Source organism: Mucilaginibacter gynuensis (assembly GCF_039541195.1).
Lineage (GTDB): Bacteria > Bacteroidota > Bacteroidia > Sphingobacteriales > Sphingobacteriaceae > Mucilaginibacter > Mucilaginibacter gynuensis.
On the sequence record NZ_BAABFT010000023.1, the window covers coordinates 34,852 to 53,148 of the forward strand.

Sequence of the window (18,297 nt, forward strand, 5' to 3'; positions counted from 1 at the left end):
GTTAAAATTAATTGGCTAATATGGCAAAAAATATACCTACCAGCCCACTAATTGCAAACTGTTTGACCTTGAAATGACGGCAAGGTTTAACTGTAAATTATCGTGCTGATAAATTTTTATAAAACATGATAGTTTTTTAGCATTTGTTAATAATTATGAGGCATATACGTTAGAATTTTTAATGCTAATACTTACCTTAGACCGTTGCTAATACCGCGACACTGCCAATTATGAACAATTTTAACCGAAGAGATTTTTTAAAAAGTGCGGCTGTTTTAGCTGCCGGGGCGGCTGTTTTGCCATCAATAACATTTGCTGCCGATAATAAGATACAGCGTTTGGTGCTGCAATTATATACCGTGCGCGATGATATGAACAAGGATGCCGCCGGTACCCTTAAAAAACTGGCCGCGCTGGGTTATACTCACGTAGAACATGCCAACTACAACAACCGTAAGTTTTATGGCTACCCGGTTAAAGAGTTTAAAACATTGCTGGATGACCTGGGCCTGAAAATGCCAAGCGGCCATACCACCATGACCATCGATCATTGGGATAAAACCAAGAATGATTTTACCGATAGCTGGAAACAAACCGTAGAAGACGCCGCCGAAATAGGTCAGCGCTTTGTGATCAGTCCGTCGTTAGGCGGCGGTTTGCAAATGACAGCTGAATCCATGAAACCTTTTATGGATCAGTTTAATAAAAATGGCGAACTATGCCAAAAGAGCGGCATGAAGTTCGGTTACCACAACCACGATTTTGAATTTACCACCAAAATAGGCGATATCACCCTGTACGATTTTATGCTGCAAAATACCGATCCTAAACTGGTTACCCAGCAACTGGATATCGGCAACATGTTTACAGTGGGCGCGCAAGCTTTAGATTATATCAATAAATATCCCGGCCGTTTCGAGCTGATGCACGTTAAGGACGAGTTGGTGCTGGCCAAAGAGCCCAAAGTAAAATACGAGAACTGCGTATTGGGTAAAGGTATAGTGCCGCTGAAGGCTATATTAAAGGCGGCGCGTAAAACGGGCGGTACCACGCACTTCGTTATAGAGCAAGAAGAATACCAGGGACTTGGCCAAACCGAAAGCGCAGGTATCGACCTGAAAGTGATGAAAAAGTGGGGTTTTTAATAGCGTAACTTATTTATGGCATATACATTTTTATAAATAAAGTTATTATGTTTGAAGGGCCTGTAGGGCGAAAAAATAGTATTATCAACCGTTGATACTGTATTGGTATCATTTTTTTAACCAACGTACTGAATTATTTTAATGGATAGGCGCATAGCTTTAAAGAATTTGGCATTGATAATTGGCGGAGCAACCTTGTTCCCGTCGGATATGCTGGCAGGTGGTAAAACGCTTATCCAACTCAAAAATATTACCATAAGCCCTGCGCAGGAGAAACTGCTGGCCGATGTTGCTGAAACCATTATACCCAAAACAACCACACCGGGGGCTAAAGACCTCGGCTTGCATTTGTTTGTATTAACCATGCTTGATGATTGTTATGGCAAGCAGGATCAGCAGGCTTTCATCACAGGTTTGGGCGAACTTTCGCAGCTAATTGCTAAAACGAGTACAAAGCCATTCGCCCTGTGGCCTGCCAAACAGCGCGAAACATTATTGCTGGGGATAGATAACGGCAACTATTCGCCCGAGCTGAAGAAATTCTTCTGGATAGCAAAAGATAAAACAGTGCAGTGCTACACGCAATCAAAATATTTTATGACCAAGCGTGTGGTTTACGAATTAATACCGGGCCGTTACCTCGTTAACGTACCTGTTAAACCGCCATTAAAGGGAGCATCAAAATAAGTATGGCTAATTTAAATATAGATAGCGTTAAGGAACGCACTTTTGATGCCATCGTTATAGGATCGGGCATAAGTGGCGGATGGGCGGCAAAGGAGCTGACCGGCAAGGGGCTTAAAACCCTGGTGCTTGAGCGCGGCCGCGATGTAAAGCATATCATTGATTACCCCACAACCAATAAATACCCATGGGAGTTTGAGCACCGCGGCGAAATGCCGTTAGCCGTGCGCGAAGAAAACCCCATAGTAAGCCGCTGCTACGCTTTTCATGAAGACGCGGCGCACTTTTTTGTAAAAGATAAAGAACACCCTTATATACAGGAAAAACCTTTCGACTGGATTCGCGGCTACCAGGTAGGCGGTAAATCGCTGCTGTGGGCAAGGCAAACCCAACGCTGGAGCGACTTCGACTTTGAAGGCCCTGCACGTGACGGTTTCGCTGTAGACTGGCCTATCCGTTATAAGGATATTGCCCCATGGTATAGCTATGTAGAGAAATTTGCAGGTATATCAGGCAATAAAGACGGTATCCCCGAATTACCCGATGGTGAGTTTTTGCCGGGCTTTCCGCTAAATACGGTAGAGAACTATTTCAGCAAGCACGTAAAATCAAAGTACCAGAACAGGCACGTGATCAGCGCGCGCTGCGCCCACATTTCGAAACCCGAGCCTATCCATTTGGAGCAGGGCAGGGTGCAATGCCAAAAACGGGTGTTGTGCCAGCGTGGTTGTCCGTTTGGCGGGTATTTCAGCAGTAATGCTTCTACCTTGCCATGGGCGCAAAAATCGGGCAACCTTACCTTAAGGCCATTCTCGGTAGTGCAATCCATCATTTATGATGACCAAAAAGGCAAAGCGACCGGGGTTCGCATAATAGATACCAATACTAAAGAAGAAATTGAATACTACGCCCGCATCATCTTTGTAAATGCGTCGGCAATAAATACTAATCTCATATTGCTCAATTCAAAGTCAAGCCGTTTCCCTAATGGCTTTGGTAACGATAGCGGTGTGCTGGGTAAATATGTGGCGTTCCACCTTTATACGGCCAGTATCAATGCCGAGGTAGATGGTTTTAAAGATATGACCACAGAAGGCCGCAATCCGGCCGGCGGTGGCTACATTCCACGTTTCAGGAATGTGTATAAGCAGGATACCAACTTTTTGCGCGGCTATGCTTCGGGCTTTGGCGCTTACCGTTCATCGGGCAGCCATGCCGAGGGTATAGGCGCGGGCTTTAAAGAGGCATTGGGCAAGGTAGAACTTGGTCCGTGGTATGTAGGTTCGCACATGATGGGCGAAACCATCCCGAAGGAAAGCAATTATGTAAAGCTGGATGATACCCAGAAAGATGCCTGGGGAATCCCGCAGCTACGTATCTCGGTTGATTACGACGATAACGACGAAAAAATGCGTACCGATTACGTGGAGCAAATATCAGAGATGTTTACTACCGCCGGGTTTAAAAATATCAGCGTAAATAAAACAGTAGGCAAAGCGCCGGGACTTGATATCCACGAAATGGGCGGTGCCCGCATGGGGCTCGATCCTAAAACATCGGTACTCAATAAATGGAACCAGGTACACGCCGCGCCAAATGTTTTTGTTACCGATGGCGCGTGTATGACATCCACTTCGTGCCAAAACCCTTCGCTTACTTATATGGCATTTACCGCCCGCTCGGTTGATTATGCGGTAAGCGAAATGAATAAAGGAAATTTATAATGTGTAAATCTTTAAAAATATAACGTCTTTACCATGTTAAAAAAAACAGATGAAACTTCAAGAAGGAATTTCTTAAAGACAGGGGCTGTTGCCGCTGCCAGCTTTATGATCGTTCCGCGCCACGTATTAGGTGGCAAGGGCTTTACCGCGCCGAGTGATAAACTAATTGTTGCCGGTGTAGGTGCCGGTGGTAAGGGTAGCAGCGATATCGAAAACTTTTACAAAAGCGGCAAGGCCGAAATCGCTTTCCTGTGCGATGTGGACGACCGCGCCGCGGCAGGTACCGTTAAAAAGTTCCCAAAAGCCAAGTATTATAAAGACTGGCGCAAACTGTTGGATAAAGAAGCCAAGCACATTGATGCCGTATCGGTTTCAACGCCCGATCATAACCACGCCATCATCGGCCTGGCAGCAATGCAGTTAGGCAAGCACGTTTATATTCAAAAACCGCTTACACATGATATTTACGAGGCCCGCGCTTTAACCGCCGCCGCTAAAAAATATAAAGTAGTAACCCAAATGGGTAACCAGGGTGCATCTGGCGATGGTGTAAGGCAGTTACGCGAATGGTATGATGCAGGCCTGATAGGCGATGTTGATACCGTTTACTGCTGGACAGACCGCCCGGTATGGCCGCAAGGTATTACATGGCCTACAGGCAAACCTGCTGTACCAAAAGAACTGGATTGGGACCTGTGGTTAGGTACCGCGCCTTATAAAGATTATATTGATAAACTGGTGCCTTTTAACTGGCGCGGATGGTGGGATTACGGTACCGGCGCCCTGGGCGATATGGGCTGTCACCTGATGGAAGCGCCTTTCAGAGTGCTTAACCTGGAGTATATAAAAGAGGTGCAATCAAGTGTGGCTACCCCTTATGTTGATAACTGGCAACGTGCTTACTTCCCTGATAGCTGTCCGGTATCAACCCATGCTACGCTTACCTTCCCTAAAACCAACAAAACTCAAAAAGATGTTACCGTACACTGGATGGACGGTGGTATACAACCGGAAAGACCTGCGGAATTAGGCCCTAATGAAACCTTTGGAGATGGTGGCAACGGTATGCTGTTCATCGGTACTAAAGGTAAAATGATGGCCGGTACTTACGGTATCAACCCGCAATTATTGCCAACATCGCGCACTAAAGAAGCCAACGTGCCTAAAACACTCGCCCGTGTACCGGGTGGCGACAATGGCCACTACGCGCATTGGGTGGAGGCTTGTATTGCCGGTTACGGTAAAATTGAGCTAAGCTCTCCGTTTGAACTGGCCGGTCCGCTTACTGAGGCGCTGTTAATGGCTAACCTTTCTATCCGCGGGCATAACGTTGAGGTTAAAAACGCGAAAGGCGAAGGCAGCTTCCCGGGTCGCGACCTGAAACTGGTTTGGGATAACCAAAACCTTAAAGTAACCAATTTTGACGCGGTTAACCAGTTTGTAAAAAGAGAGTACAGGGAAGGCTGGAAGTTTGGCGCTTAATTGAGCAGCAAACCTCTATTGAAATTGAACCTGTTTAATAATTGTTAAAACTGAAGATGAAATTAAAGTTAGGAATGATCGGCGGCGGCCAGGGTGCCTTCATAGGTGCCATACACCGCATTGCCGCTCGTATAGATGATCAATATGAACTGGTTGCAGGCGCTTTCAGCAGCAACCCCGAAAAATCACAGGCCAGCGGTTTACTGCTGGGCCTTAAACCCGAGCGTGTTTACAGCTCGTACGAAGAGTTGATTGAAAAGGAAAAGCAATTGCCCGAAGATGAGCGTGTACAGGTGATCAGTATTGTTACGCCAAACCATGTACACTTCGCGCCAACCAAACTGGCGCTGGAGAATGGTTTCCACGTAATATTGGATAAACCGATGACCTTTTCCCTGGCAGAAGCTAAAGAGCTTGAAAAAGTAGTTAAGGCCAGCGATAAACTGTTTTGTTTAACGCATACCTACACCGGTTATCCAATGGTGAAAGAAGCCCGCCAGGTGATTAAATCGGGCAAGCTGGGCGCTATCCGCAAGGTATATGTAGAGTATCCGCAGGGTTGGTTAAGCACCTTTTTAGAAGGGGAAGATAACAAGCAGGCCTCATGGCGTACCGATCCGGGTAAAAGCGGTATAGCGGGTGCCATTGGCGATATCGGCACACATGCCTTTAACCTGAGCGAATACGTTACCGGTTTACAGGTAACCAAAGTAAATGCCGATATTAACATTGTGGTAGAAGGCCGCAAGCTTGACGATGATGGCGCTGTAATATTGAAATATAACAACGGCGCAAGCGGCGTACTCACTGCTACCCAAATTGCAGCAGGCGATGAGAACAACGTTAAGATCCGTGTATATGGCGAAAAAGGCGGCTTAGAGTGGCAGCAGGATGATGCCAACACGCTTTTGATAAAATGGCTGGATAAACCTACCGAAATATGGCGTACAGGCGGTGCTTACACCAGTAAATTTGTAACTACCAACATGCGTGCGCCTGCCGGTCACCCGGAGGGGTACCTGGAAGCATTTGCCAACTTGTATAAAAACTTCGCGCTTACTATTAAGGCAGGCATCGAGGGTAAAACACCGGAGCCGGAGATGCTTGATTTTCCGGGTATTGAGGATGGCGTAAGGGGCATGGCATTTGTTGAAAATGTGATCGCTTCGGGCAAATCTGATAAAAAATGGACCGATTTTGTTATCTAATCAAATAAATACCAATTATGAAAACCATTAAAGGACCGGCAATTTTTTTAGCACAGTTTGTAGGTGCCAAACCGCCGTTTGATAACTTAAAATCTATTTGCGAGTGGGCAAAAGGCCTGGGTTATAAAGGCGTGCAATTGCCTACTAACGATCCGCATTATATCGACATACAAAAAGCGGCAGAAAGTAAAACTTATGCCGACGAAATTAAAGGCATTGTGAACGAAGCCGGGTTAGAAATAACTGAGCTTTCAACACACCTGCAAGGCCAACTGGTAGCCGTTAACCCGGCGTATGATCAGTTGTTTGACGCTTTCGCGCCCGATGCTTATAAGAACAACCCTAAGGCACGCCAGGAGTGGGCGGTGCAGCAACTGAAATACGCTGCAAAGGCTTCGCAAAACTTAGGTTTGGATGCGCATGTTACCTTCAGCGGTGCCTTGATTTGGCAAACCGTATACCCATGGCCGCAAAGGCCTGCCGGTTTGGTTGATGCCGCTTTTACCGAGCTGGCCAAACGCTGGGAACCTATCCTGAATGTATTTGACGAAAACGGTATCGATCTTTGCTATGAGATCCATCCGGGTGAAGATTTGCACGACGGTATTACGTATGAAATGTTCCTCGAAAAAGTGAACAACCATAAACGTGCCTGCTTACTGTACGATCCGTCGCACTTTGTGCTGCAATGCCTTGATTACCTGGAGTACATTGATATTTACCACGAACGTATAAAAATGTTCCACGTTAAGGATGCCGAGTTTAATCCTACAGGCCGTCAGGGTGTGTATGGCGGTTACCAGAACTGGGTTGATCGCGCGGGCCGTTTCCGTTCGTTAGGCGATGGACAGGTTGATTTTAAAGCCATCTTCAGTAAACTTACTGCTTACGATTTCCCGGGATGGGCAGTGCTGGAGTGGGAGTGTGCCTTAAAGCACCCTGAAGACGGCGCACGTGAAGGAGCCGAATTTATAAAGAACCACATTATACGTGTAACTGACCACGCCTTTGATGATTTTGCATCAGCCGGAGGCGATGATAATTTTAATAACAAACTTTTAGGATTATCATAATGGTTTGATTATTGCCTGTTATAGCAAAGGGCACGTTTGTAGCCCTTTGTTATAAACAGAATAGTCAATTAAAATTTACCTTATGAAAAAGACATTTGTAATTCTTGGCCTTTGTTTTTTATTAGCGGCCTGCGGCGGCAGTACTGAAACCGGCAGCAACAGCAATGATACTACCGCGGTAGACCATACCGAAGTTGACGATGCGGATACCCCTGCAACCGATACTGACACCGTACTTGCAAAGCCCGAAGAGAAACCCGAAGCAGCCGAAAAACCGGAAGCGCCTGAAAAGAAAGAGAAGCCTGAAAAGGCGGAAAAGTCTGTAGGATCAGCCAAAGGCGCCGATTTGGTGAGTAAAAGCGATTGCCTTACCTGCCATAAGTTAGATGTCAAAATTGTTGGTCCGGCTTATGCCGATGTGGCCAAAAAGTACAAACTAACGGCCGAAAATATTGATATGCTGGCCAAAAAAGTAATTGACGGCGGTAAAGGTAACTGGGGCGAAATACCAATGTCGCCGCACCCCAATGTATCAACAGCCGATGCTAAGGAAATGGTAAAATACATCTTGTCAATTAAGTAAATTATATACAATTTAAACCGATTAAATAAACCCAAATCAGAATGACCTTTTTAACCCGTTTCAAACTATCGACCATGATGTTCCTCGAATTTTTTATTTGGGGTGGCTGGTTCGTAAACTTAGGTACTTTCCTTATTAAAAACTTCAAATCGTCAGGTACGGAGGTTGGTACAGCATATTTAACACAATCAATTGGAGCGATAGTAGCACCGTTTATTATAGGTCTGATAGCTGATAAGTTTTTTTCGGCACAAAAAATATTAGGGGTACTTCACCTTATAGGGGGTGCCTTGTTATGGCGCGCGTCTATGTCGGCCGATTTCGCGTCGTTTTACCCGAATATTTTACTTTACATGATCTTGTATATGCCAACTTTGGCACTGGTAAATTCAGTGGCTTTCAGGCAAATGAAAAATCCGAGCAAAGAGTTTCCGCCGATCAGGGTATTAGGTACCGTAGGATGGATCTTTGCAGGCTTTTTAGTAAGCTGGTTAAGCTGGGATAAATTAGGTGGCGAAGAAGCGCTTGTAAATACTTTCAAAATGTCGGGCACGGCCTCAATCATTTTGGGTTTATTGAGCTTTGCATTACCTGCCACTCCGCCGGTTAAAAAAGGCCAAAAGGTAACCATAGGCGAGGTGTTAGGCTTAGATGCCATCAGCTTACTGAAAAATAAATCATACCTGTTATTCTTTATATCGTCAGTAGCTATTTGTATACCATTGGCATTTTATTACGGTTTCGCTAACGTGTTTTTGCAAGATGCAGGCGTTAAAGGCAGTACCATTACACAATCGTTAGGGCAGGTATCTGAAACCTTGTTCATGCTTTGTATACCATTCTTTTTTGTACGCTTAGGTGTTAAAAAAATGTTGGGTATCGGTATGTTCGCATGGGCTTTAAGGTATGTGTTATTTGCTTACGGTAATGGCGAAGCCAACTACTGGATGCTGTTGATCGGTATCGTTTTACATGGTATCTGCTATGATTTTTTCTTCGTTACAGGTCAAATTTATACCGATAACCTTGCAGGTGAGCGTTTCAAAAGTTCGGCACAAGGCTTTATCACATTGGCAACTTACGGTGTAGGTATGCTGATAGGATCTTTAATATCAGGTAAAGTATACGATGCTTATACCACCGGCGATGTACACAACTGGCAATCAATATGGTTAATTCCGGCTGGTATAGCGGGTGTGGTGTTAGTGTTGTTCCTGTTATTATTTAAAGATAAAAACCATACCGAAACACAACCGGGCGTTGACACGCAGGATGCCGAAGTTATTTTATAATAACCCGGTTTAAACTAAAGCAACAGAATTATATCAAACACATTAAATTGAATATGACAAACAGAAGGACATTTTTAGCCCAGGCCGGTTTAGCCGGCGCGGCTATGTTAATAGCCCCCAAAATGCTTTCGGCAAAGGGTATAAACAAAGTTGGTTTGCAACTTTACAGTCTGCGCGATTATTTGCCAAAGGATGTTAAAGGCGTTACTGCTAAAGTGGCGCAAGCCGGTTATAAAGAGGTTGAAACTTATGGCTACTCTAAAAAAGATGGTTTTTGGGGACTGGATGCCAAAGCTTACGGCGAGTTGCTGAAAGCTAACGGACTGGTATCGCCAAGCGGCCACTATGGTTACGAATCATACTTCCGTACAGGCAGTACCGAAGAGTTGGATAGTTACATTGAAGCCGCACACACTATCGGCCAAACTTATGTAATATTACCTTGGATGAGCGGCGATTTGATCGATACTGCTGATAAATGCAAAGCCATAGCTAAAAAGTTTACTACTGCTGCGGAATACCTCAAAAAGGCTAACCTGAAATTCGCGTACCATAACCATAATTTTGAGTGGAAACCGGTTGACGGAACTACTTTTTACGATGTGATATTAAAAGAAACAGACCCTGCCGTAGTAAAGCTGGAACTGGATATGTACTGGGTGGTACGTGCCGGACACGATATTGCCGATATACTGGCCAAAAACCCGGGCAGGTTTGAACTTTGCCACGTTAAAGATGCCGATAAAAGTAATGTTGAACTGAATACCGAAGTTGGTAAAGGCTCTATCGATTACAAGGCTATGTTGGCTAAAGCAGGTAAAGCCGGTGTAAAACACTTTATTGTAGAGCAGGAAAACTTTACCAATATTGATGCTTATGTAAGCATTACCGAGAGCTGCAAATACGTAAAAACATTATCAGTTTAAATTTTAAAGAAGTGAATTATAAATTAGCATTAACAATATTGCTGGCAGGCAGCAGCTTCGCGGCTTTCGCGCAGGATGCCAAGCCGGAAGATACCGAAGTATGGTCGCCGGAAGTAAAGGTGGTTACCCCGGGTAAAACAACAGCCGACGCGCCTTCAGACGCGATCATTTTATTTGATGGCAAAAACCTGGATGAGTGGTCATCAGCCGATGACAACAGCAAACCCGCTAAATGGACTGTTGGCAAAGGCATTGTAACCGTAAATAAAAAAGAAGGCGGTATTGTAACCAAACGCAAATTCAATAATTACCAGTTGCACATTGAGTGGCAGGTGCCAAAAAACATTACCGGCAGCGGCCAGGCCCGTGGTAACAGCGGCGTGTTCCTTGCCTCAATAGGTAAGGGCGATGCAGGTTACGAGTTACAGGTACTGGATTCATATCAAAACAAAACGTATGTAAACGGACAAGCAGGCAGTATTTACAAACAGTTTGCGCCATTGGCTAACCCGATTAAACAACCGGGCGAATGGCAAACTTATGATGTGATTTGGACAGCGCCAACCTTTAACGAGGATGGTTCGGTAAAAACAACGGCACATGTAACCGTATTTTTTAACGGTGTGCTGGTACAAAATAACACCGAACTGTTGGGCCCAACGCAATATATTGGCAAGCCACATTATGTAAAACATGGTGCAGCGCCAATCTACCTGCAATCGCACGGTGACCCAAGCGAGCCGGACAGCTTCCGTAACATCTGGATCAGGGAACTGTAATTGGTCATTAGGCCGTAGTCATTGGTCATTCGAAAGGTATTAGCTTTTGAGGAGCCGATCATAATAAAAAAGGAGTTGCATTGTTATGCAGCTCCTTTTTTATTATCGCCATGCGCCAATGATGGCACCCATAATAGTTAGGCCAACCAGGCTGTAACCGCCGTTAATGAATATCAGTCGCCAGCTTTTAAGCTCGAACAGGCTGTGTATAGCAATGGCGCTGAACGTCCATATCCCGGCGAGGAAACCGGCCGTAGCGCCCCAGGTGAGGTCTGTCTTGGCATCTGCCAAAAACATAGCTAAATTGACCGACATCAGCACAGAAAAGAAGAAAGTAAAACCGAAAATTTTGCCCTTTGACCCGGCAGCAACTTCTTCGTTGGTCAGCATGTTATCGGCCAGCCAGGCTTTGCCGAATACTGATGGTGCATACCAAACAGCACCCAACGCGAATGCCGAAATACCGGCCACCACTACGGCGAGCCAGTTGATAGTTGAAATGTCCATGAGATAAATAATTAAGGTTATATAAATATAAACAGAATTATTTATCTCATGATAAAATGAATGACTTGATTAACAGTTGTTTATTTGGATGGGTGACCGTAGATTAATGCTCTTCTTTAAAATAAACTTTATAGAAATTCATGCCTTTATCCTCATCAACGCCGCGCTGTATTAGTTCTTTATCGCCGTGAATATAAATGTGGAAGTTCTTATCGAGTTTCAATACTGTTTTATAATCTTTAGCCTGCTTTTTTACCGCGTTGGTTGATATCTCAAAACTATCATGAATAGGCATCTCAAACTCTTCAACATACTGCTGTTTGTAGTTTTTGAACGATTCTATAGCTTCCGGGTTACCGATCACCTCGCCTGCAAACTCATCCATATCAAAGGTTTCCTTCTCCTTAAAATACTTCATTGATCGGTTCAGCAGATCTATTTTATCGGCTTTGCTCAACTCAAACTCATCATCCAGCTTTTGGGTAACAAAGTTTTTGTAAATGCTCAGCGTATTATTGGTTTGGTTAAAGTTATCATTACGGATCTTCAATTGCAGAAAGTCATCCTTCCAGTAAATGGCGGTATCCTGGTTACCATTGGTTTTATCAACCACTGCCACTTTATAGCCATTTTCCTTTTCTACATTAAAAATAAGGCAGCCTTTATCTAGCTTATTAATGTTGATGGCGTTCTCCTCGTAATCCATACTGAAACCGCCTTTGTCCGGAAATACTTTAAGGTAAGTTTCTTTAGTTTCTGATTTGAAAATGCCTATCGCGTCCAGCAGTTCGCCCTCAATTTGTACCTGGCTAAAATACGCCACATACAATTCGCCCGACTTAATTTTGGGGTGATTGGAGATGCTGTACAATTGCTTGGCTATCTTCTCCGATGAATCATGAAACTTGCTTTTATCCTCAAATGCCTGCGTAGCGAAATGATAAATTTCGTTCAGGTTGGCATCGCCGCTGTTGTGCATCAGGTGGTAAACCTCGTTACTTTTTTCAAACGGGGTTAAAAAATACTGCATCAGTAAACGCGGTATCAGTTCATCCTTTAATTCGAGCGGATGTTCTGACAATGAGTACATTTCGTTTTGCGATTGGTTGCCCACATGGTGCACCGAAATACTATCAAGCGAAGCTTCAAAAAAAGTTATCATATCGGATACCAATTACGCTATTTTTTTTGACATGAATGTTGCCAATTAATTAACGAAATTTGCGCCTTATAAGAAGCCCTTTGTAGGCTATACATAAAAATGAGATCAGACTTGAGCCAACCCGTACATCCCGAAGAAACTATTGTTGCACTGGCCACTCCAAATGGGGTAGGGGCCATAGGTGTCATCCGTCTTTCTGGCTATGATGCTATCAATATTGCCAACCGTGTTTTTAAAGGGAAGGATTTGAGCAAACAGGCCTCGCACACCATACATTTGGGCCATATTGTTGATGGCGATATGATTTTGGACGAAGTGTTGGTATCGTTGTTCGTTGGTCCGCGTTCGTACACCCGCGAAAACGTGGTGGAGATCTCCTGCCATGGGTCTAACTATATTTTGGAGAGTATTATCAAGCTGCTGATAAAAAGCGGCGCGCGCTCAGCTAAGCCTGGGGAATTTACCCTGCGTGCGTTTCTGAATGGTCAATTAGATCTATCGCAAGCCGAAGCGGTAGCCGATCTGATTGCATCTAACTCCAAAGCATCGCAACAGGTTGCCTTACAGCAGTTAAGGGGCGGATTTAGCAATCAGTTACAAAGTCTGCGCGCGCAACTGGTGCAATTTGCATCGTTGGTTGAGCTGGAGCTCGATTTTTCGGAAGAAGATGTTGAATTTGCTAACCGCGACCAACTGAAACAACTGGTACATGATACCACGATAGTGATCGGCAGCCTGATTCGTTCTTTCGAGTTGGGTAACGTGATCAAACAGGGCGTAAATACTGTAATAGCCGGCAGGCCAAACGCAGGTAAGTCGACCTTGTTGAACGCGCTGTTAAACGAGGAAAGAGCCATTGTGAGCCACATCCCCGGCACCACCCGCGACACCATTGAAGAGGTACTGAACATTAATGGCATTAACTTCCGGATGGTTGATACCGCCGGTATCCGCGAAGCTACCGATGCCATTGAGCAAATAGGAGTGCAGCGCACCATGGAAAAGATAGATCAGTCGGCACTGTTGGTTTATGTTTTTGATGCATTACAAATTACTGCCGAAGAGTTGAATAGTGATATAGAAAGTCTGCAACGCCCCGGTGTAACCATGTTGGTAGTCGCCAATAAAATAGACTTGCTAAGCGAGGATCAACTTACTGCAATATCACCGGATGCCATATTGATATCGGCCAAAGAAAAACAACACATAGACGAGCTGAAACAAAAGATATACCACGCCGCCGTAAAGCAACAACTCACCGGCGACGAAACCCTCGTAACCAACATCCGCCACCTCGAAGCCCTCCAAAAAACCGAAGAAGCCCTTGTACGCGTACTCAACGGCATAGACACCTACATCACCTCCGACTTTTTAGCCATGGACATCAAACAAGCCCTCCATTACCTCGGCGAAATCACAGGTGCTGTTACTACAGATGACTTGCTGGAGAATATATTCAGTAAGTTTTGTATCGGCAAGTAGAGCAGCAAAGTATCGCAAAGTAAAGATATAACAAAACAAATAAACGCCTCGCTATCAAATAGTTGAGGCGTTTTTTTTTGCGTTATTTCTTGGTCGTCACGTGTTGTTTGGATTATTTTTGTAACTGAGTTGTAACTGAAAATAGGATTTGTAACTGATGAAAAAAACTAGTGAAATGAAGGGTCATGAAAACCCTTATAAGCTCTTAATGATGCTTAATTACTCTTATATGCTCTTATTGACCCTTAATTTGGGTAGAAGACAACCGGTAACTTCGATTTTGAACTTAAATCGAAATATTCGATGGGAAGATAACAGGGGAGATAACTACTGATGACGACATTAAATAATTTTTTTTAAATACGAACCGAGGATTTTAAAAGATGAGTTCCAATATTCGAATTAAGCGGATTTGCCTGCACTGCAATACTGCATTCATTGCAAAAACTACTGTGACCAAGTATTGTGGTGACGATTGTTCAAAGCGCGCATATAAAGCCAGGATCAGAAATGTGAAAGTGGAGGAGAGCAATCGGGAAATGAGCCAAATTTCGACCCGCACGACAATTTTTATTGCTGATAAGAATTTTCTTACCGTTAAGGATGCTGCGATATTATTGAATAGTTCAGCTAAAGCCATCCGCCGGATGATCAATGACGGCATGCTAACGGGAATCAATTTTGCTATGAGAAAAACACTGATACGGCGGGTCGATATTGACAGATTATTCGAGACTGAACGGTTAGCACAGAACGATGCTAGCGAGGGGAGAGGAAAAAGCTATAAAATTAAAGAATGTTATACAATTGCGGAGGCTGAAAAGCGGGCGGGTATGTCAGGCAAAGCATTTTACGCTTTTATAAAAAGAAATAATATTCCCAAGATCCAACAGGGGAAGTTCGTTTATGTGCCCAAAATTAAGATTGATAGGATTTTTAAAGGTTTATAAGTATGAATGTGAAATTAAGAAAGAGATTATTGGCTACTGGTAAAAATTCACTTTTCCTAGATTATTACCCAGGTTTTTTACACCCTGATACAGGTAAACTAACCCGATTTGAATTTTTAGATCTACATACGTTTGAAAATCCCAAAAATGAGATCGAGAGAAATCATAACAGGCAAACGAATGCGCTCGCTGAGAATGTGCGGGCTATGCGCCAACTGGAAGTTCAAAATAAGCGTTTCGGATTTATATCTGACGAAAAAAGAAACGGCAGTTTTGTCGATTATTTTCGAAAGGCCGCAGCCAAGAATGTGGGATCGAATTTCGATAACTGGCAGATGGGCGTTCGGTATTTTATCAGTTATGCAGGGGAGGATTTCAGGTTCAGTGACCTCACGTTATCTTTTTGTGAGGAATATAGAGACTATATGTTGTCCGGCCCTTCAATAAATCGGCGAAAAAAACCAATAAGTGTAAACACTGCAGTTAGCTATTTTGGAAAATTCCGGGCGATGCTTAAACCGGCGTTTAAAGCTCAACTGATTACAACGAATCTCAGGGAAATGGTTGACGGGATAAAATCGGAAGAGACCCATCGCGAACACTTATCACTTACTGAATTTAAACGTCTCATTCGCACAAAATCAGCTAATCAAGATTATAAGAAGGCGGCAATCTTCTCATGTCTTACCGGACTCAGATTCTCAGACATTAACGCGTTAAAATGGGGGCAACTGAGGGGGGAGGAAGGTGAATATGAAGTGCAGTTCAGGCAGGAGAAAACAACCGGCGCAGAATTGCTGCCTATCTCGGATCAGGCATTTCAGCTGTTGGGGGAAAGAATGGATGACGATAATCGCATTTTTGGCGGATTGAATTATAATTCTGTCAGAACCTGGTTGCCGGAGTGGCTTAAAGGTGGGGGTATCACGAAAAAAATCACCTTCCATTGTTTCCGACACACTTATGCAACACTGCAATTAGCCGCAGGCACAGATATTTATACGGTCTCAAAAATGTTGGGACACCGCAATGTGAAGACAACGCAAATTTACACCAAGGTTGTTGACGAAAAGAAGCGGGAGGCGGCGAACCGGATTGTTGTGAGTATTGAGGGTTTTTGATTGGAGAAGGGGAGAATAATGGTTTAGATTTCAAACCGAAATTTTGATTTCGATTTTTCCACTAGCTCTCTGGCGGATTTTCTTTTGCCTGTGGAGAGATATTCAATCAGGTCTTTTTTATGAAAATATAACCGTTTTCCTGGTTTATGCACCGCGATTTCCATTCTGCTGACTTTACTGTACAAGGTAGGAACGGTGAGATTCAGGAATGCCGCTGCTTCCTGTACGGTTAATAATATGTCCTCCGTTTCTTTGCCATGCACGAGCTTGTCCAGGAGTTGCTCGATTTTGTCAAGCCGGCAGTTGATTTGTTCAATAGCAGCTGGAACATGTTCAAATGTGATTTTCGTCATTGTTCTTTTCTGGGTTATGCGTCGCGGCAGACTGATGCCTTTGTTGCAACCATTATTTGAATAAAAAAAGCCTCGCTGACGAACAGCAAGGCTTGATATTATAGGGAAATATGTAAGAGGGCGATGTATATAAGTTTATCAAAAACGAACGTGCCGGCTCCTTTCACGCATATACTCTTCAAACATGCGCTCATGGTATCGTTTTTTCGCATCTCTTTTCATACGTACATTCCAGCGCCAGAAAAAAAGTCCCCATACCCCGAAAGCCACGGCGAAAAGAGGAAATGGATTAAGCACACTTAGCGCACCGAACAATGCTCCGGTGGAGATGAAACAAGTAATGAAAAAGTGAATTAGTGTTTTCATGATTTGATAGCTAAATATACTAAATCTGTTAGTATTCTACAAATGCTTCGTTGTTTATTTTTCACAAATTTGTGCACATTTTTCAGGTCTGACCTGTGCTGCGATACTCAATTGTTCGAGAAAGCTGTTCGCTGACGCTGGTTTTTTGGTTCGGATTCTCGTCCTGATACCTAAAACCCTTTCGACTTTGCCCAGAGTGATCGTTTCGGGATCGAAAATGTGTGAATTCCCACGATAGCTCATCTTAACCATCGCATCGGTATATGTCATCTTTATCACTTTATTACAAATGCGGGCAGCAATAAAGACATCGCACAGTCTTCCTAAAAGGTCTTTGCCCAAAACGAGCGTGAACTTTCTGTTTTTATAGCGCAGGCGAATCCATTCCAGTTGCCAGGAATGGGGCAGATTACCAATGGCAATAAAAAGGAGGTTATACGGCTTGCTGTACAGATGACAGTTGAGTGTCAGGTAGGCGACAGCCTCCATTGCAGAGAATGTAATGATCACTTCCGGGCTTTGGTGATTACCCGCTGTCCAAAGGTTTTTAGTGGTCGGCACCCTGTGAAAGGTCTCGCCGAAATGTTCATGATCGTCGCCGAAGGTGAACAGCGAATCTTCGATATCAAACCAGGACCGGATGTCCGTGGGGACACCCAGCCTGGTCAGCAGGTCCGCCATCAGCGTGTCGCCCCGCCGCGGGTATAGCCACGAGTCACCTGTTCGGGAACTAAGGTATTACGTTGGGCTTCGGCATCTTTTACGGCATTGTGGTAGCCGGGGCTGAGTTGCTCCGCCATTTTGAGGTCACGTTTTTTATTGAACAAGGCGTTCAGTCCTTCGTACATCAGGTAGGACATGCCGCCATCCACCACGATGGAGGCAATGATAGCCAGTTTATTGGAGCGGATACCCTGCGGTTCGGCCGCCGCGTACTGGAATACCGTTTTATCGGGCAGTTCCACTTCTTTTCCTTTCCGGTAGTCCTCTTTTTGGGCGGGGGTCAGGAACTCGCCGTTGACCATATCCGGTGCCAGGATCTTATCCGTATCACTGATGATGAACTCGCGTGTTTCCGCGTCATATTCGACCAGTAATTCCTTCGTGTTCCCTTTATCATCCTTTGTGATCTTTTGCAGGTACCCGGTGCTACCCTTGATGAGCTGGTCGGCTTCTTGTTCGTCGATGTAATCCGGCCGCTGCGGTTTACGGTAGATCGGGTGAATGCGCAGTTCGGTGCCGCCTGCCGGGTTATGAAATAGCGAGAGCTTGGCGTCCATCGATTTGATCTTGATGTTTTCCGCTTCCAGGTTCTGCAGCTGCATGAGCCCGGTCCTGCGACCCGACAACAGGTTTTTCAGGTCGTCGATGTTGAGCAGCAATTTTTCGCCCGCTGCCAGGCCTATGGTCTCCAGTTCCTTGTACGGAAGATCCTTTTCTTTAAATGTGGTGAGCTGCAT

Annotated in this window: 19 protein-coding genes; 13 read left to right on the top strand and 6 right to left on the bottom strand. The window is 44.5% G+C overall.

Annotated features, from left to right (window positions below; translation table 11 throughout):
• The first annotated feature begins 230 nt into the window (after nucleotides 1-230).
• The 10 genes from ABD894_RS25790 (at nucleotide 231) to ABD894_RS25835 (ending at nucleotide 10,896) form a co-directional block, all read left to right on the top strand.
• The gene (locus ABD894_RS25790; protein ID WP_345213981.1) at nucleotides 231-1,145 is read left to right on the top strand and encodes a sugar phosphate isomerase/epimerase family protein; all 915 of its coding nucleotides are present in this window, start codon (nucleotides 231-233) and stop codon (nucleotides 1,143-1,145) included.
• Between the two features lie 141 nt (nucleotides 1,146-1,286).
• A complete protein-coding gene (locus tag ABD894_RS25795; protein WP_345213982.1) occupies nucleotides 1,287-1,832 on the top strand; it encodes a gluconate 2-dehydrogenase subunit 3 family protein in 546 nt (181 codons plus the stop codon).
• Nucleotides 1,833-1,834: 2 nt separating this feature from the next.
• On the top strand, nucleotides 1,835-3,553 hold the full coding sequence (locus tag ABD894_RS25800) for a GMC oxidoreductase (RefSeq protein WP_345213983.1): 1,719 nt from the start codon (nucleotides 1,835-1,837) through the stop codon (nucleotides 3,551-3,553).
• Nucleotides 3,554-3,586: 33 nt separating this feature from the next.
• Nucleotides 3,587-5,035 (top strand): Gfo/Idh/MocA family oxidoreductase, encoded by a 1,449-nt coding sequence (locus ABD894_RS25805; RefSeq protein ID WP_345213984.1) that lies wholly within the window; start codon nucleotides 3,587-3,589, stop codon nucleotides 5,033-5,035.
• A gap of 56 nt (nucleotides 5,036-5,091) precedes the next feature.
• A complete protein-coding gene (locus ABD894_RS25810) occupies nucleotides 5,092-6,243 on the top strand; it encodes a Gfo/Idh/MocA family protein (RefSeq protein ID WP_345213985.1) in 1,152 nt (383 codons plus the stop codon).
• Nucleotides 6,244-6,260: 17 nt separating this feature from the next.
• Entirely contained in the window at nucleotides 6,261-7,316 is a 1,056-nt protein-coding gene (locus ABD894_RS25815) for a sugar phosphate isomerase/epimerase family protein (protein ID WP_345213986.1), read from the top strand.
• A gap of 82 nt (nucleotides 7,317-7,398) precedes the next feature.
• Nucleotides 7,399-7,899, top strand: coding sequence for a c-type cytochrome (locus ABD894_RS25820; protein ID WP_345213987.1), 501 nt, complete (start codon nucleotides 7,399-7,401; stop codon nucleotides 7,897-7,899).
• Between the two features lie 41 nt (nucleotides 7,900-7,940).
• The gene (locus ABD894_RS25825) at nucleotides 7,941-9,191 is read left to right on the top strand and encodes a nucleoside permease (protein WP_345213988.1); all 1,251 of its coding nucleotides are present in this window, start codon (nucleotides 7,941-7,943) and stop codon (nucleotides 9,189-9,191) included.
• A 53-nt stretch (nucleotides 9,192-9,244) separates the two neighbouring features.
• Nucleotides 9,245-10,117 carry a sugar phosphate isomerase/epimerase family protein gene (locus ABD894_RS25830; RefSeq protein WP_345213989.1) on the top strand — a complete coding sequence of 291 codons (873 nt, stop codon included), beginning with the start codon at nucleotides 9,245-9,247 and terminating at the stop codon, nucleotides 10,115-10,117.
• Nucleotides 10,118-10,128: 11 nt separating this feature from the next.
• Nucleotides 10,129-10,896, top strand: coding sequence for a 3-keto-disaccharide hydrolase (locus ABD894_RS25835; protein WP_345213990.1), 768 nt, complete (start codon nucleotides 10,129-10,131; stop codon nucleotides 10,894-10,896).
• Between the two features lie 102 nt (nucleotides 10,897-10,998).
• Here ABD894_RS25835 and ABD894_RS25840 read toward each other — a convergent pair whose 3' ends face one another.
• Complete coding sequence (locus ABD894_RS25840; protein WP_345213991.1) at nucleotides 10,999-11,403, bottom strand: DUF1761 domain-containing protein; 405 nt, start codon at nucleotides 11,401-11,403, stop codon at nucleotides 10,999-11,001.
• Between the two features lie 103 nt (nucleotides 11,404-11,506).
• Nucleotides 11,507-12,565 carry a nucleoid-associated protein gene (locus ABD894_RS25845; protein ID WP_345213992.1) on the bottom strand — a complete coding sequence of 353 codons (1,059 nt, stop codon included), beginning with the start codon at nucleotides 12,563-12,565 and terminating at the stop codon, nucleotides 11,507-11,509.
• A gap of 99 nt (nucleotides 12,566-12,664) precedes the next feature.
• On the opposite strand from ABD894_RS25845, the gene mnmE reads away from it, so the two are divergent.
• The 3 genes from mnmE (at nucleotide 12,665) to ABD894_RS25860 (ending at nucleotide 16,118) form a co-directional block, all read left to right on the top strand.
• Nucleotides 12,665-14,047 (top strand): tRNA uridine-5-carboxymethylaminomethyl(34) synthesis GTPase MnmE, encoded by a 1,383-nt coding sequence (gene mnmE, locus ABD894_RS25850; protein ID WP_345213993.1) that lies wholly within the window; start codon nucleotides 12,665-12,667, stop codon nucleotides 14,045-14,047.
• 383 nt (nucleotides 14,048-14,430) lie between these two features.
• Complete coding sequence (locus ABD894_RS25855; protein WP_345213994.1) at nucleotides 14,431-14,997, top strand: helix-turn-helix domain-containing protein; 567 nt, start codon at nucleotides 14,431-14,433, stop codon at nucleotides 14,995-14,997.
• Between the two features lie 2 nt (nucleotides 14,998-14,999).
• Nucleotides 15,000-16,118, top strand: a complete 1,119-nt coding sequence (locus ABD894_RS25860; RefSeq protein WP_345213995.1) for a tyrosine-type recombinase/integrase — start codon at nucleotides 15,000-15,002, stop codon at nucleotides 16,116-16,118.
• Nucleotides 16,119-16,141: 23 nt separating this feature from the next.
• On the opposite strand, the gene ABD894_RS25865 is transcribed toward ABD894_RS25860, so the two are convergent.
• The 4 genes from ABD894_RS25865 to ABD894_RS25880 form a co-directional block, all read right to left on the bottom strand.
• The gene (locus tag ABD894_RS25865) at nucleotides 16,142-16,471 is read right to left on the bottom strand and encodes a helix-turn-helix domain-containing protein (RefSeq protein ID WP_345213996.1); all 330 of its coding nucleotides are present in this window, start codon (nucleotides 16,469-16,471) and stop codon (nucleotides 16,142-16,144) included.
• 138 nt (nucleotides 16,472-16,609) lie between these two features.
• Nucleotides 16,610-16,837 carry a hypothetical protein gene (locus ABD894_RS25870; RefSeq protein ID WP_345213997.1) on the bottom strand — a complete coding sequence of 76 codons (228 nt, stop codon included), beginning with the start codon at nucleotides 16,835-16,837 and terminating at the stop codon, nucleotides 16,610-16,612.
• Between the two features lie 54 nt (nucleotides 16,838-16,891).
• Nucleotides 16,892-17,518 (bottom strand): hypothetical protein, encoded by a 627-nt coding sequence (locus tag ABD894_RS25875; RefSeq protein WP_345213998.1) that lies wholly within the window; start codon nucleotides 17,516-17,518, stop codon nucleotides 16,892-16,894.
• Entirely contained in the window at nucleotides 17,518-18,297 is a 780-nt protein-coding gene (locus ABD894_RS25880) for a DUF4099 domain-containing protein (RefSeq protein WP_345213999.1), read from the bottom strand. The genes ABD894_RS25875 and ABD894_RS25880 overlap by 1 nt, the downstream gene beginning before the upstream one ends.